The 13,979-nt window shown below is 60.3% G+C and carries 13 protein-coding genes; 12 read left to right on the top strand and 1 reads right to left on the bottom strand.

Going from position 1 to position 13,979, the window contains the following annotated elements; translation table 11 throughout:
* Nucleotides 1–20 precede the first annotated feature (20 nt).
* The 10 genes from FS804_RS10835 to FS804_RS10790 are packed head-to-tail and all read left to right on the top strand — an operon-like array spanning nucleotide 21 to nucleotide 10,925.
* Complete coding sequence (locus FS804_RS10835; RefSeq protein WP_144576591.1) at nucleotides 21–1,073, top strand: Gfo/Idh/MocA family protein; 1,053 nt, start codon at nucleotides 21–23, stop codon at nucleotides 1,071–1,073.
* Nucleotides 1,066–2,082: a Gfo/Idh/MocA family protein gene (locus tag FS804_RS10830; protein ID WP_144576590.1), complete on the top strand. Its 1,017-nt coding sequence runs from the start codon at nucleotides 1,066–1,068 to the stop codon at nucleotides 2,080–2,082. Before FS804_RS10835 ends, FS804_RS10830 begins: the two co-directional genes overlap by 8 nt.
* On the top strand, nucleotides 2,079–3,152 hold the full coding sequence (locus FS804_RS10825) for a Gfo/Idh/MocA family protein (protein ID WP_144576589.1): 1,074 nt from the start codon (nucleotides 2,079–2,081) through the stop codon (nucleotides 3,150–3,152). Before FS804_RS10830 ends, FS804_RS10825 begins: the two co-directional genes overlap by 4 nt.
* Before the next feature lie 22 nt (nucleotides 3,153–3,174).
* Complete coding sequence (locus tag FS804_RS10820) at nucleotides 3,175–4,446, top strand: ABC transporter substrate-binding protein (RefSeq protein ID WP_144576588.1); 1,272 nt, start codon at nucleotides 3,175–3,177, stop codon at nucleotides 4,444–4,446.
* Between the two features lie 57 nt (nucleotides 4,447–4,503).
* Nucleotides 4,504–5,472: a carbohydrate ABC transporter permease gene (locus FS804_RS10815; RefSeq protein WP_144576587.1), complete on the top strand. Its 969-nt coding sequence runs from the start codon at nucleotides 4,504–4,506 to the stop codon at nucleotides 5,470–5,472.
* Nucleotides 5,465–6,508, top strand: coding sequence for a carbohydrate ABC transporter permease (locus FS804_RS10810; RefSeq protein ID WP_063949157.1), 1,044 nt, complete (start codon nucleotides 5,465–5,467; stop codon nucleotides 6,506–6,508). The genes FS804_RS10815 and FS804_RS10810 overlap by 8 nt, the downstream gene beginning before the upstream one ends.
* A gap of 22 nt (nucleotides 6,509–6,530) precedes the next feature.
* Nucleotides 6,531–7,610 carry an ABC transporter ATP-binding protein gene (locus FS804_RS10805; RefSeq protein WP_144576586.1) on the top strand — a complete coding sequence of 360 codons (1,080 nt, stop codon included), beginning with the start codon at nucleotides 6,531–6,533 and terminating at the stop codon, nucleotides 7,608–7,610.
* A gap of 37 nt (nucleotides 7,611–7,647) precedes the next feature.
* Complete coding sequence (gene araD / locus FS804_RS10800; protein ID WP_063949159.1) at nucleotides 7,648–9,372, top strand: L-arabinonate dehydratase; 1,725 nt, start codon at nucleotides 7,648–7,650, stop codon at nucleotides 9,370–9,372.
* Between the two features lie 11 nt (nucleotides 9,373–9,383).
* The gene (locus FS804_RS10795; RefSeq protein WP_144576585.1) at nucleotides 9,384–10,181 is read left to right on the top strand and encodes an NAD(P)-dependent oxidoreductase; all 798 of its coding nucleotides are present in this window, start codon (nucleotides 9,384–9,386) and stop codon (nucleotides 10,179–10,181) included.
* Nucleotides 10,182–10,214: 33 nt separating this feature from the next.
* The gene (locus FS804_RS10790; protein WP_063949161.1) at nucleotides 10,215–10,925 is read left to right on the top strand and encodes a ribonuclease activity regulator RraA; all 711 of its coding nucleotides are present in this window, start codon (nucleotides 10,215–10,217) and stop codon (nucleotides 10,923–10,925) included.
* Between the two features lie 4 nt (nucleotides 10,926–10,929).
* Here FS804_RS10790 and FS804_RS24940 read toward each other — a convergent pair whose 3' ends face one another.
* Complete coding sequence (locus tag FS804_RS24940; RefSeq protein WP_186376765.1) at nucleotides 10,930–11,289, bottom strand: hypothetical protein; 360 nt, start codon at nucleotides 11,287–11,289, stop codon at nucleotides 10,930–10,932.
* Here FS804_RS24940 and FS804_RS10780 point away from each other — a divergent pair.
* Nucleotides 11,273–12,202, top strand: coding sequence for a sugar ABC transporter substrate-binding protein (locus FS804_RS10780; RefSeq protein WP_063949162.1), 930 nt, complete (start codon nucleotides 11,273–11,275; stop codon nucleotides 12,200–12,202). The two genes, FS804_RS24940 and FS804_RS10780, sit on opposite strands and share 17 nt — an antisense overlap.
* Nucleotides 12,203–12,426: 224 nt before the next feature.
* Nucleotides 12,427–13,968, top strand: coding sequence for a sugar ABC transporter ATP-binding protein (locus tag FS804_RS10775; protein WP_144576584.1), 1,542 nt, complete (start codon nucleotides 12,427–12,429; stop codon nucleotides 13,966–13,968).
* Nucleotides 13,969–13,979 lie beyond the last annotated feature (11 nt).

Here is a 13,979-nt window from a genome sequence, read left to right as displayed (position 1 = left end):
TTGGGAAGGAGGCTCCCGAAATGCAAAATATCAAGACCTGTGTCATCGTTGGCGCCGGGATGGTCGCGAAGACGCATGTGCTCGCCTGTGCGGCAAGCCCTGAAAAAATTCGGCTGAAAGGCATCGTCGATGGCGGTTCCGGCCGCGCCATAGCCCTGGCCGCCGAAGCGTCGAAACATACCGGACACGATGTCATCGTTTATTCCTCGGTCGAGGAAGCGGCCCGTGACGCGGATATCGATTTCGCCATCGTCGCAACGCCGCCCAATGCCCGTCTCGATATCGTTGAGCAGCTCGCGAAGGCGGGCAAGCACATTCTCATGGAGAAGCCCGTCGCTCGCAACACGCAGGAAGCAGATGGTCTCGTCGTCCTGTGTCGCGAAGCGGGTGTCACGCTCGGCATCATCTTCCAGCACCGCATGCGGGCTGCCTCGCAAAAGGCGCGCGATCTCGTTAACGGCGGCACGCTCGGCACATTGGGCCTCTGCGAAATCTCCGTGCCTTGGTGGCGCGCGCAGTCCTACTATGACGAACCGGGCCGAGGCACGCTGGCGCGCGATGGCGGCGGGGTTCTGATCTCCCAGGCAATCCATACGATCGATCTTGCCTTGAGCCTGACGGGCCCGGTCGCCCGTGTTCAGGCCATGGCTGCGACGACGCGTTTCCACCGCATGGAAACCGAAGATTATGTCTCTGCCGGCCTGCGGTTCAAGAATGGCGCTGTCGGTTCGCTGGTGGCGAGCACGGCAAGTTTCCCCGGCGCGGCGGAATCGATCATGCTGCATTTCGACAATGCCAGCCTGCGGCTCGCCTCCGGCCTGCTGCATGTCGACTGGCGCGACGGGCGGCAGGAAACTTTTGGCGGCGCAGCCGCTGGCACGGGCGGCGGCGCCGACCCGATGGCTTTCACACATGAATGGCATCAGGGCGTCTTCGATGATTTCGCGGACGCCATCTCTTCAGGACGCCCGCCGGTCGTCACCGGTGAAGCGGCTCTTTCGTCTCACAGATTGATCGACGCGATCATCAACTCGGCCGACACCGGCAAGGAAGTGGAACTGCAGGATGAGTAAAGCAATCAAGTTCGTCGCTCTCGGGATTGAGCATCGGCACATTTTCGGCATGGCCCAGAATCTGATGGACGCCGGCGCGGAATTTGCCGGCTGGTGGACAGAGGGCGAGCCCGACGTCGTGGAAGGCTTCGTCAAACGCTTTCCAGATGTGCCGCGCGCGGCAACGAAAGACGCCCTCCTTGCTGACGGCTCCATCGATCTGGTCGTGATCGCCGATATCCCGTCAAAGCGTGCCGATCTCGCGATCGCCGCCATGGAAGCCGGCAAGGATGTCATGTCCGACAAGCCCGGCTGCACCACCTTCGAACAGCTAGATCGCCTGCGCCAGACCGTGGCGAAGACCAAGCGCATCTGGACGATCGATTTCTCTGAGCGCTTCGAAGTGCCGAGCGTCACCAAGGCCGCTGAACTCGTCGCCCAGGGCGCCATCGGTCGCGTCATCCAGACGGTTGGCCTCGGCCCGCACCGCCTGAACCGCCAGATCCGCCCGAAGTGGTTCTTCGAGCGCGAAGCTTACGGCGGCATCATCACCGATATTGCCAGCCACCAGATCGACCAGTTCATGTTCTTCACCGGCTCGACCGAGGTTGAGGTCGTGTCCGCCACCGTTGCCAATTACGCCAACCCCGGCGACCCGGGCCTGCAGGATTTCGGCGAAGTCGTTCTGCGCGGCGACAAGGGTCACGGTTATATTCGCGTCGACTGGTACACGCCGGATGCGCTGCCGACTTGGGGCGATGGCCGTCTGACCATTCTCGGTACCGAGGGCTACATCGAACTGCGCAAATATGTGGATGTGGGTAACAACGAAGGCACGGACCGTCTCGTCCTCGTCAATGGCGATCGCTGCGAGTATATTGATGCTTCCGGCGCTGGCTTGCCCTATTTCGCCCGCATCTGCGATGACATCCGCAACCGTACGGAAACGGCGATGACGCAGGAGCATGTCTTCAAGGTCTGCGACCTCTCGCTGCAGGCGCAGGCAAAGGCCGAGGGAGCTTCGAAATGATCGGTGTCGCCATTATTGGCGCCGGCATCGGCGCAGAGCACCTGAAAGGATACCGGGCACTTCCCGATCGCTTCGCCGTCCGGGCGATCTGCGATCTTGATCTGGAACGTGCCCGCTCGGTCGCTGGCGATGATTCCTCCATTCGCGTGACCACTGATCTCGATGAGGTCCTGGCCGATGAGAGCATTCAGCTCATCGACGTCTGCCTGCCGCCCCATCTGCATTTTCCGGTGACGCTGAAGGCGCATGCAGCGGGTAAGGACGTTGTCTGCGAAAAGCCGCTTGTCCGCTCCCTCGAAGAGGCTAATGCGCTGATCGATTCCGTCAAGAAGACGGGTCGCGGTGTCTTTCCCGTCTTCCAGTACCGGTTCGGGCAGGCCATGCGGCAGCTACGCGCGCTGATCGATGCCGGTCTTGCCGGCAAGGCCTTCGTCGCTAGCTCGGAAGTTCACTGGAACCGTGGCGCGACCTACTACGACATTCCCTGGCGCGGCACCTGGAAGGGTGAGTGTGGGGGTGCGATCCTCGGTCACGCGATCCATGCCCATGATCTGCTCTGCTACGTCCTGGGCCCGGTCGAGGAAGTTTTTGCCATGGCAGATACGCGGGTCAATCCAATCGAAACCGAAGACAGCGCCGCGCTCAGCTTCCGCATGAAAAACGGTGCGCTGGCAACCAGCTCGGTCACGCTTGGCGCGGCCAATGACACGTCCCGCCTGCGTTTCTGCTTCGAAGGTTTTACGGCTGAAAGCGGCACCTTGCCCTATCGCCCGGCCGAAGACACCTGGCGCTTCATCGCCCGCGCGCCGACCACGCAGGATCAGATTGACGCGGTTCTGGCGACGGTCGCAGATGGTCAAAACGGCTTTGCCGGTTTTGTCGAAGCCATTGCCGACGCGATGGAAGGACGCGGCGGCAAGGAAGTGACTGTCAATGACGGCCTGCAGTCCATCGAACTCGTGACGGCCATCTACCGGTCGGTGCGCGAAGGGAAACCTGTTCGTCTGTCCGATGCCGCAGAGGGCGAGTGGATTAAGGGTTGGGCTCCGAGCGCATCCGCCAAAGCATAATCATCTAACGGGAGGAAACCAGATGACCAGAAAATACAGCATGGCACTGGCGCTCGCCATTGGCGCGGCGTCCTTGGCCGGTGCCGCCCAGGCGGCCCAGGAAGTGCGCTTTACGTGCGCTTATGACGGCAACGGCTGCGAAATCCTGAAGGATATTCTCGCGCGGTACGAAAAGCAGCATCCTGATGTGAAGATCGTTACCGACGTCGTGCCCTACAAGGCACTGCTGGAAGGCCTGCCCGTGCAGCTCGCCGGCGGCAGCGGTCCTGATTTCGCAACCGTGACCGATCTGGGCGGCCTCAACCGCTATTATCTTGATCTGACGCCCTATGTGGACGCGAAATATTGGGAAGACAACTTCTCGAATGTGCTGAAATGGTACCGCAGCGGCCCTGATGACAAGGGCATCTACGGCATGCACACGCAGCTGACCATCACCGGCGCCTTCATTAACCGCACCCTGTTCGATCAGGCGAACGTCGCCGTTCCCGGCAAGGATGCGACGCTGGACGACTGGGCGAAGGCCGCCACCGCCGTCGCCAAGGCGACCGGCACACCTTACCCGATGGCGATCGACCGTTCCGGCCACCGCATCGCCGGCCCGGCCATCTCCTATGGCGCGAAGATTTTCGATGCTGACGGCAAGCCGATCCTCGTCGATGAGGGCTTTACGACTTTCGTGAAGAAATTCGTGGAGTGGAACAAGGACGGAACCATGGCGCGTGACGTCTGGGCCGGACAAGGCGGTAATACCTACCGCGACGCCGCGCAGGAATTCATCAACGGCCAGCTCGTCTATTATTATTCCGGCAGCTGGCAGACCGCGCGTTTCGACAGCCAGGTCGGCGATGCCTTTGACTGGGAAGTCGTACCGCAGCCCTGTGGTGGCACAGCCTGCACGGGCATGCCCGGCGGCACCGGGATCGTCGGCTTCAAGCAGACCAAGAACCCGAAGATCGTTGCCGACATCCTGAACTTCCTCGCCCAGGACGAGAACTATCTCGACTTCACCGTCCGCACCCGCAACGTTCCAGCCAACAAGGCCGTGGCTGACAAGGGCGTGACCTACACGGGCGCAACGCCTGCAACGCAGAAGGCCATGAATGCCTGGCTGGATCAGGTGCCCGGCATCAGCCCGATTGCCTATGCCTATCAGGGCTACAAGAACAACCGCGCCATGTTCAACATCTCGGTCCAGCGCATCACCCAGGCCATCGTTGGTGAGAGCACCGTCGATGAAGCGATGGCCCGTGCGAAGGCTGACCTTGAGGAAGCGTTGAAACAGGCGAAGTGATCCATCGCCTTCCGGCGCGGCGCATGCCGCGCCGCGCCGGATCGAAGGAGGACCCTCATGTATAAATTTCTTGCGCCCATCATGGGCATTGTCGAACTGCCCTTTTCCTTCCTGCAGAAGGTCCTCGGCCACCGTCGGATCGCCTGGGTGTTTCTGACGCCCAACCTGATCCTGTTTGCGGTCTTCGCCTTTCTGCCCATCGTGCTGAACATGGCCTACTCCGTGACCGGCAGCGAACAAATATTGCTTTCCGAGCGCCCTTCGGTGGGCGGCGAAAACTTTTCGGTCCTTCTTTCCTGTCAGAACTACCTTGATCCGAATTCCTGCGAGCGTGACCTCTTCTGGCGCTCCGTCTGGAACACGCTGTTCTTTGTCGTGCTGCAGGTGGGTTTCATGGTCGGATTCTCACTGATCACGGCCATCGTGCTTAATCGTAATATCCGTGCGCGTGGTTTTTTTCGCGCGGTCTTCTTCTTCCCGGTTCTGTTGTCGCCCGTTGTCGTCGCGCTGATCTGGAAGTGGATTCTCCAGCGTTTCGGCGTCCTTAATGCCGCCATGGAGGGACTTGGTCTCGGTTCGGTGGACTGGCTGCTTGAGGCCAATCTTGCCTTCGGCTGGTCGGTCTTCCTGTCGGTCTGGGCGCATATGGGCTTTTACACGCTCATTCTTCTCGCCGGCCTGCAGGCGATCCCGCGTGATGTCTATGAGGCCGCGCAGCTGGACAAGGCGAGCCCGTGGCGCATCTTCCGGCGCATTACCCTGCCGCTGCTTGCGCCCACCATGCTGGTCGTTCTCGTCCTGTCTGTCATCAAGGGCGTGCAGACATTCGATGAAGTCTTTGCCTTTACCGGCGGTGGCCCGGGTTCGGCGACGACTTTCATCATTCAGTTCATCTATCAGACCGGCTTTGCCGGGACGCCCCGCAATTTCGGCCTAGCGGCTGCGGCTTCGCTGCTGCTCGCCGTGGTGCTCGTGGTGCTGACCGCCCTGCAATTCCGGGCAAACAGGAGCAAGGTCGATGGCTAGGATTGGCGCATTTCTGACCCGTACCCGCGGCCGCAACGGCAAGCTGCACTGGACCGACTGGCTGTCCTACGCCTATCTCGGCGTTGCCGTGCTGATGATGTTCGGCCCCGTCGTCTGGCTGGTGCTCTCCTCGTTCAAGACCGAAGCCGACCTCCAGCGCTTCCCACCGCGCCTTCTGCCCTACAGCCAGGAAACCGTGGCCGTGGACGGGCAGCCAAATCCGCTGCCGGCCTATGTCGACAAGGATGGTCGCAAGCTTGGCATGATCAGGCGTATCGGCCTCGTGGCGCAGGTGGTTGATCCCGCCAAGCCGGCGGAAGTGCTGAAGATGCCGTTCAACGAGCTGAAGCCGGCTGAAAAGGTGGCGCTCGCGACGGAAAACTATACCGAGCTTTTCCAGCGCTTCAATTTCCCGCTCTATTTCTGGAACTCGACCTTCATCACGGTGACCTCGACCATCATCATGCTGATCGTCAATTCCATGGCGGCCTTCGCGCTCTCGAAATATCAGTTCAAGGGCAGGGGCGCCGTGCTGGCGCTGGTGGTCGGTACGCTGATGATCCCGCAGACCGTCGTGCTCGTGCCGCTGTTTCTCATCACCAGCCAGCTGGGCATGATCAACAGTCTCTGGGGCGTGATTATACCCGGTGCGGCTACACCGACCGGCGTCTTCCTGCTCCGGCAATATATGCTGACGATCCCGGATGAAATTCTCGATGCGGCGCGCATGGACAAGGCCAGCGAGTGGAAGATCTACTGGCGCATCATACTGCCGCTTTCAGCCCCGGCGCTTGCGGTTCTGGCGATCCTTGCGATCATGTGGCGCTGGAACGATTTCCTCTGGCCGCTCATCGTGCTGACCCGCAACGACAACTTCACCCTGCAGCTGGCGCTCAACTCCTTCCAGGGCGAGATGACGACGGAATGGAGCAATCTTCTGGCCATGACGGTGCTGACACTCGCCCCGATCGCGCTGGTTTTCATGTTCCTGCAAAAATACATCGCCACCGGCATTGCATCGACTGGCGGCAAATAATCCTCAGGGAGGAAATACGACAATGGCAAGTATTCAGCTTCGTCAGGTCAAAAAGACATATGGCGCACTCGATGTGATCAAAGGCGTCGATCTCGATATCAAACATGGCGAATTCTGCGTGTTCGTCGGCCCTTCCGGCTGTGGCAAGTCCACCCTGCTGCGCATGATCTCCGGCCTCGAAGAGTTGAGCGGCGGCGATATCGTCATCGGTGGCGATGTGGTCAACACCGTGCCCGCTGCCGATCGTGGCCTTGCCATGGTGTTTCAGTCATACGCGCTTTATCCGCATATGACGGTCCGCGAAAATCTCTCTTTTGGTCTTGAGAATATCGGCACGCCTAAGAAGGAAATCGCCGAGAAGATCGCCCAGGTTGCCAAGATGCTGCAGATCGACCAGCTTCTGGAGCGTCGCCCCAAGGACCTGTCGGGCGGTCAGCGCCAGCGCGTTGCCATCGGTCGCGCCGTGGTGCGTGAACCCCGCGTCTTCCTTTTTGACGAACCCCTTTCCAACCTCGACGCAGAGCTGCGCGTTGATATGCGCGGCGAAATTTCAAGTCTGCATCGGCGGCTCGGCAACACCATGATCTACGTCACGCATGATCAGGTGGAAGCCATGACCATGGCCGACAAGATTGCCGTTCTGCGCGCCGGCAAGCTCGAGCAATTCGGCGTGCCGCTCGATCTTTATAACCGCCCGGCCAATCTCTTCGTGGCAGGCTTTATCGGCTCCCCGAAAATGAACTTTTTCGCAGGCGAAGTGACCTCGGACGCAACGCCCGCGCTGAAGATCGCGACGGGCGAGTTGATCCCGCTGCCACAGACCGGCTTTGCCTATAAGCCCGGCCAGAAGGTGACGCTCGGCGTGCGCCCGAACCATGTGGAGCCGGGCGAAGGCGGCGCGCTGACGATGTCGGTTCGCACAGCAGAACAGCTGGGCGGGGAGTCCTATCTCTACGGCAATCTCGGTGATGGCACTCCCGTAACGCTCCATCTTTCCGGCCAGACCTCGACATCGGCGGGCGAAGTCATCCGCCTGTCGGCGCCGCTTCAACACATCCATCTCTTCGATACGACGAGCGGGCTGACGCTCCAGCACGACTGACAGCCTTAAGCGCAACCCGCAATGCAGGACCATTGACATGACCGATAAAAAGCTCCGCTCCGACCGCTGGTTCGCACCCGACGACCTGCGCAGTTTCGGCCACCGCTCGCGCATGATGCAGCTGGGTTATGCGGAGGAGGATTTTGTCGGCAAACCCGTCATCGGTATCCTCAACACCTGGTCGGAACTCAACACCTGTCACTCGCACTTTCCCGAGCGCGTGCAGGACGTGAAACGCGGCGTGTTGCAGGCGGGTGGCTTCCCGGTCGAAATGCCTTCCCTCTCGGTGGATGAGAGCTTCACCAAGCCGACGTCCATGCTTTACCGCAATATGCTGGCCATGGAGACGGAGGAAATGATCCGTTCGCATCCGCTTGACGGCGTGGTGCTGATGGGCGGTTGCGACAAGACGACACCCGGCCTCGTCATGGGTGCGATCTCGGCTGGTGTGCCGATGATCTATCTGCCGGCCGGCCCGATGCTGAGCGGAAATTATGCCGGCAAGGTTCTGGGCTCGGGTTCGGACGCCTGGAAATATTGGGATGAGCGCCGCGCCGGCAATGTGACGGACGAGGAATGGCGTGGCGTGCAAGGCGGCATTGCCCGTTCTGCCGGTGTGTGCATGACGATGGGCACGGCCTCGACCATGACGGCCATTGCCGACGCGCTCGGCATCACCCTTCCGGGTGCCTCCTCCATTCCGGCCGTCGATTCCGAACATCAGCGCATGTCCGCCGCCTGCGGCCGCCGCATTGTCGAGATGGTGTCGGAAGACCTGACACCGGACCAGATCCTGACGGCGGCAGCTTTCCGTAATGCCGCCATCGTTGCGATGGCCACCGGCTGCTCCACCAATGCCGTCGTCCACCTCATCGCCATGGCGCGCCGCGCCGGTGTGCCGATGACGCTGGACGAACTGGACGAACTTGGCCGCGTTACGCCACTCATCGCCAATGTCCGCCCTTCGGGCAAGGACTATCTGATGCAGGACTTCTTTTACGCCGGTGGCCTTAGGGCGCTGATGAAGCAGCTGGAAAGTCGTCTTGACTGTTCCGTGCTGACCGTGACCGGCCGCAGCATGGGCGAAAACCTTGAGGGCGCGAAGGTCTATAATGATGACGTTATTCGCTCGCTTGACAATCCCGTTTATGCGGAAGGCTCGCTCGCGGTGCTTCGCGGCAATCTCTGCCCTGACGGTGCCGTCATAAAGCCTGCCGCCTGCGATCCCAAACTGCATGTCCATCAAGGGCCGGCGCTCGTATTTGACAGCTACCCGGAAATGAAAGCCGCAATCGACGATGAAAATCTCGACGTGACGCCCGACCATGTGCTGGTCCTGCGCAATGCCGGTCCGCTCGGCGGACCCGGCTTCCCGGAATGGGGCATGTTGCCCATTCCGAAGGCGCTCATCAAAAAGGGCCACCGCGACATGCTGCGTATTTCCGATGCACGCATGTCCGGCACGTCCTACGGGGCGTGCGTCCTGCATGTCGCACCGGAGAGTTTCGTCGGCGGTCCGCTGGCACTGCTGAAAACCGGCGATATTGTGCGCCTCGATTTGCCGCAGCGCCGCCTCGATATGCTGGTCAGCGAAGAGGAAATTGCAGAGCGCCGGCGGGCATGGCAGGCGCCTGCGCCGCGTTACGAACGCGGCTATGGCTATCTCTTCTCGAAACACGTCACGCAGGCAGATCAGGGTTGCGACTTCGACTTCCTGCAGACGGATTTTGGCCGTTCCGCCGGCGAGCCGGATATTTTCTAAGAGGCACCATCATGTTGAAGCGATTGCTCATCACCGGTGCCGGCGGCAAGCTGGGCAGCATGTTGCGCGGACGGCTTGGCCATGTTGCTGAAACCATCCGTCTTTCTGATGTGGTTGATCTCGGTTCGCCTGCGCCTCATGAAGAGCTCGTCCGCTGCGCGCTGGAGGACGAGCAGGCAGTGCATGATCTTGTCAAGGGCTGTGACGGTATCGTTCATCTCGGCGGTATTTCTGTCGAGAGGGCCTTCGATCCAATAGAGGCCGCCAATCTGCGTGGTGTCTACAATCTCTATGAGGCGGCGAGGGCACACGGCAATCCTCGCATCCTGTTTGCCTCCAGCAACCACACGATCGGTTATTATGCCCAGGGGCAGCAGCTTGGTCCTGAGACGCCTTTTCTGCCTGATGGCCTCTATGGGGTTTCCAAGATTTTCGGTGAAGCGATGGCAAGCCTCTACCATTCCAAATTCGGACAGGAGACGGCCGTCGTGCGCATCGGCTCCTGTGAAGAGAAACCCACGAACTGGCGCATCTTGTCGACCTGGCTCAGCTATGGCGACTTCGTCTCTCTGATAGAGGCGACCTTCCGCGTGCCAAAACTCGGCTGCCCGGTTATCTGGGGCGTTTCGGCCAATGACGACAGCTGGTGGGATAATTCTCATGTCGATTTTCTCGGCTGGCAGCGGCGCGACAATGCCGCGCGCTACCGGGCCGAAATCGAGCGCGACGTCCCGCGCCCCGATTCCGAGGCCGCGATCGCGAAATACCAGGGCGGGGTTTTTATCGATGAGCCCATTCACAGGACCTGAAACACATTATCCGGCCATTGCGAGGAGACAGATATGAACAATGAAACGCGCGAAAAACTGCTGACGATTTCCGTCGCCACGCTGGCGACAGCGCTCTACAAGCGCGGCCTGCGCAACCAGGTCATCCAGGGCGTGCGCCCGCTGGGCTACAAGGGCAAGAACATGGTTGGCCCTGCCTTTACCCTGCGCTACATGCCGGCCCGCGAGGATCGCAACCAGCTCGTCGAATTCCGCAACCCGGCCCACCCGCAGCGCGTCGCCATCGAAACCTGCCCGCCGGGCCATGTGCTTGTCATGGACAGCCGCAAGGATGCCTCTGCCGCCTCGGCCGGCGATATTCTTGTCACGCGCCTGATGGTGCGCGGCGGTGCGGGCATCGTTTCCGATGGCGGTTTTCGCGATGCGGCCACGATAGCCGAACTGGATATTCCGGCCTACCACACCCGGCCTTCCAGCCCGACCAACCTCACCAAACACGAGGCTATCGAGATCAACGGCCCCATCGGCTGCGGCGATGCACCGGTCTTTCCCGGGGACATCATTGTGGGCGATGCGGATTGCGTCATCGTCATCCCCGCCGGCATTGCTGATGAGGTGGCGACGGAAGCGGTGGAAATGACGGCCTACGAAGATTTCGTGGTGGAGCAGGTGAAAGCCGGAGAGACGATCATCGGGCTTTACCCTTGCACAAAGGAAGAGCATCAGACTGCTTTTGCGGAGTGGCGCAAGATCAACAATCGCTGAACACTCATGCCATTCGAAAACCAGCGCCGCGCGACGCCAGTTGCGCGGCGTTTCCGTTTGAGCCTCTCAATGGATCCAATGATTGAGAAGGACGCTCGGCGCTTTCCGAACATTCGCTGCGAAATCGTTTTTTCTGAAAATTCAAGCCCATCACCGCCTTGTGTCCCGCTTTGCAGCGTCGCTGCGAAGAAGGCATTGACGTCTGAGCCAAAAATGGAATAAATATATCGAACAGACAGAAATTCGGTTTCATTATTCCGTTTTTTGGTGTGAGGAGGTTGCGGCGAACCTGCGGGTTCGCCTCCGGTTGGGAGAGGCGGCACCGGACGCCATGGAGGAGAAAAACAATGAGGAAATTCATCATCGGTGCAGCCGTATCTGTGCTTATGGGCACGGCGGCACATGCAGAGACTGTCGGCGTTTCGATGGCGCTGTTCGACGACAACTTCCTGACGGTGCTGCGCAATGGCATGCAGGACTATTCCAAGGAGCTGAAGGGCGTTACCCTCCAGGTCGAAGACGCGCAGAACGACGTCGCCAAGCAGCAGAGCCAGATCCAGAATTTCATCGCCTCCAAGGTCGATGCGATCATCGTCAACCCCGTCGATACGGACGCGACGGCCGCCATGTCGAAGCTTGCCGCCGATGCCAAGATTCCGCTCGTCTACGTCAACCGCCAGCCGGTGAACGTTGACAGCCTGCCGGATGGCCAGGCCTTTGTGGCTTCCGAAGAAACAGTCGCCGGCACGCTCGAAACCAAAGAAGTCTGCCGCCTTCTCGGTGGTAAGGGCAAGGCCGTGGTGATGATGGGCGAGCTTTCCAACCAGGGCGCGCGCATGCGTACCCAGGCGGTTCATGATGTTCTCAAGACCGACGAGTGCAAAGGCATCTCGATCGTGGAGGAGCAGACTGCGAACTGGCAGCGTACCCAGGGTGCCGACCTCGTCACCAACTGGCTGTCGAGCGGCGTCGAGTTCAACGCCGTCATCGCCAACAACGACGAAATGGCCATCGGCGCCATCCAGGCTCTGAAGTCGGCCGGCAAGGACATGAAGGAATATGTCGTTGCCGGTGTGGATGCGACACAGGACGCACTTGCCGCGATGCAGGCGGGCGATCTCGATGTTACGGTGTTCCAGGACGCGGCAGGACAGGGCAAGGGCGCTCTTGATGCAGCGCTGAAGCTCGTGAAGGGCGACAAGGTCGAGAAGAAGGTCTACATTCCCTTCCAGCTCGTAACTCCTGAAAACGTCAAGGACTACGTGGCCAAGAACTAAGGCCTTCCTCCGGCATCCGTGTCCGATTGTTGTCGGGTCAGGGTGCCGGCTCCTGGCTGCGCCGGAGGCAGTGCCGGCCCAGCCGATCGATGCCCGACTTCCGTCGTGAAACCGTTGCAGCGCCGTTTAGCGTCCTGATCGACATGGTGCTGCAAGCCTCCTCGGAGGCAGGGCGCTGCAGGAGAATGCCTGACGCCGGAATTTTGTCTATTGTGGAGGATGAGATGGTCGTCAGTCCATCGACAATGGCCGCCGTGCGCGCCAGCGGAGCCGTGCCGAATGCGGAATTTCTTCTCGCGGCGGATGGTATACGCAAGGAGTTTCCTGGCGTCGTGGCACTCGACGATGTGCAGTTCCACCTCAAGCGCGGCAGCGTTCACGCGTTGATGGGCGAGAACGGCGCCGGCAAGTCAACGCTGATGAAGATCCTCGCGGGGATTTACCAGCCGGACAAGGGCGAAATTCGCCTCAAGGGCGCGCCGATCCGTCTCGATTCCCCTCTCGATGCGCTGGAAAACGGCATCGCCATGATCCATCAGGAACTGAACCTGATGTCCTACATGACCGTTGCGGAAAATATCTGGATCCGTCGCGAGCCGAAAAATCGGCTTGGCTTGATCGACCATGGTGAAATGTACCGGCGCACCCAGGCGCTGCTTGAGAGGCTCGGTATCGACATCGATCCCGAGACCCGCGTCGGCGAACTCTCGGTCGCGAGCCGTCAGATGGTTGAGATTGCCAAGGCTGTCTCCTACGATTCCGACGTCCTCATCATGGACGAGCCGACATCTGCGCTGACTGAGCGTGAGGTGGAGCATCTGTTCCGCATCATTCGCGATCTAAGAGAACGCGGCATCGGCATCGTGTACATCACCCACAAGATGAACGAGCTGTTCGAGATCGCCGATGAGTTTTCGGTCTTTCGCGATGGCAAGTATATCGGGACCCACGCCTCGACCGATGTGACGCGAGACGACATCATCCGCATGATGGTTGGCCGCGAAATCACGCAGATGTTTCCGAAGGAAGAGGTCCCGATCGGAGATGTAGTGCTGTCTGTCAAGGGCCTGACACTCAATGGCGTCTTCCAGGACGTCTCCTTCGATGTCCGCGCCGGTGAAATTCTCGGCGTTGCCGGCCTCGTCGGATCTGGCCGTTCCAACGTGGCGGAAACCGTCTTCGGCGTGACGCCTGCGTCCTCCGGCACGATTGAAATCAACGGCAAGACCGTGTCGATCGACAGCCCGACGACGGCCATCAGCCATCGCATGGCGTTCCTGACGGAGGACCGCAAGGACACCGGGTGCCTGCTGATCCTCAATATTCTCGAGAACATGCAGATTGCGGTCCTGCAGGACAAATATGTCGCCAATGGCTTCGTGCAGGAAAGCGCCCTGTCGGAAGCCTGCGAGGAGATGTGCCGCAAGCTTCGGGTCAAGACGCCGCATCTTTATGAGCGCATCGAGAACCTTTCGGGCGGCAACCAGCAAAAGGTGTTGATCGGCCGCTGGATGCTGACCAAGCCGCGCATTCTTATTCTGGATGAGCCAACGCGCGGCATCGATGTCGGGGCCAAAGCGGAAATCCACAAGCTGGTTTGCGAGATGGCGCGCCAGGGCGTCGCTGTCATCATGATTTCCTCCGAAATGCCGGAGGTTCTGGGAATGAGCGACCGCATCATGGTCATGCATGAAGGTCGGGTGACCGGCTTCCTTGATAGAAGTGAAGCCACGCAGGTGAAGGTGATGGATCTCGCATCGCGGTGAGGCGCGCCGGG

The organism is Agrobacterium sp. DE0009 (assembly GCF_007680755.1).
GTDB lineage: Bacteria > Pseudomonadota > Alphaproteobacteria > Rhizobiales > Rhizobiaceae > Agrobacterium > Agrobacterium tumefaciens_B.
This window is presented reverse-complemented; position numbering and strand designations above follow the sequence as displayed.

Bases quoted from the DNA above. Each gene is read 5' to 3' on its own strand.
- FS804_RS24940 (WP_186376765.1), bottom strand. From the start codon at position 11,289: ATGATGAATTTCCTCATTGTTTTTCTCCTCCATGGCGTCCGGTGCCGC.
- araD (WP_063949159.1), top strand. From the start codon at position 7,648: ATGACCGATAAAAAGCTCCGCTCCGACCGCTGGTTCGCACCCGACGAC.
- FS804_RS10835 (WP_144576591.1), top strand. From the start codon at position 21: ATGCAAAATATCAAGACCTGTGTCATCGTTGGCGCCGGGATGGTCGCG.
- FS804_RS10825 (WP_144576589.1), top strand. From the start codon at position 2,079: ATGATCGGTGTCGCCATTATTGGCGCCGGCATCGGCGCAGAGCACCTG.
- FS804_RS10820 (WP_144576588.1), top strand. From the start codon at position 3,175: ATGACCAGAAAATACAGCATGGCACTGGCGCTCGCCATTGGCGCGGCG.
- FS804_RS10790 (WP_063949161.1), top strand. From the start codon at position 10,215: ATGAACAATGAAACGCGCGAAAAACTGCTGACGATTTCCGTCGCCACG.
- FS804_RS10810 (WP_063949157.1), top strand. From the start codon at position 5,465: ATGGCTAGGATTGGCGCATTTCTGACCCGTACCCGCGGCCGCAACGGC.
- FS804_RS10830 (WP_144576590.1), top strand. From the start codon at position 1,066: ATGAGTAAAGCAATCAAGTTCGTCGCTCTCGGGATTGAGCATCGGCAC.
- FS804_RS10815 (WP_144576587.1), top strand. From the start codon at position 4,504: ATGTATAAATTTCTTGCGCCCATCATGGGCATTGTCGAACTGCCCTTT.
- FS804_RS10780 (WP_063949162.1), top strand. From the start codon at position 11,273: ATGAGGAAATTCATCATCGGTGCAGCCGTATCTGTGCTTATGGGCACG.
- FS804_RS10775 (WP_144576584.1), top strand. From the start codon at position 12,427: ATGGTCGTCAGTCCATCGACAATGGCCGCCGTGCGCGCCAGCGGAGCC.
- FS804_RS10805 (WP_144576586.1), top strand. From the start codon at position 6,531: ATGGCAAGTATTCAGCTTCGTCAGGTCAAAAAGACATATGGCGCACTC.
- FS804_RS10795 (WP_144576585.1), top strand. From the start codon at position 9,384: ATGTTGAAGCGATTGCTCATCACCGGTGCCGGCGGCAAGCTGGGCAGC.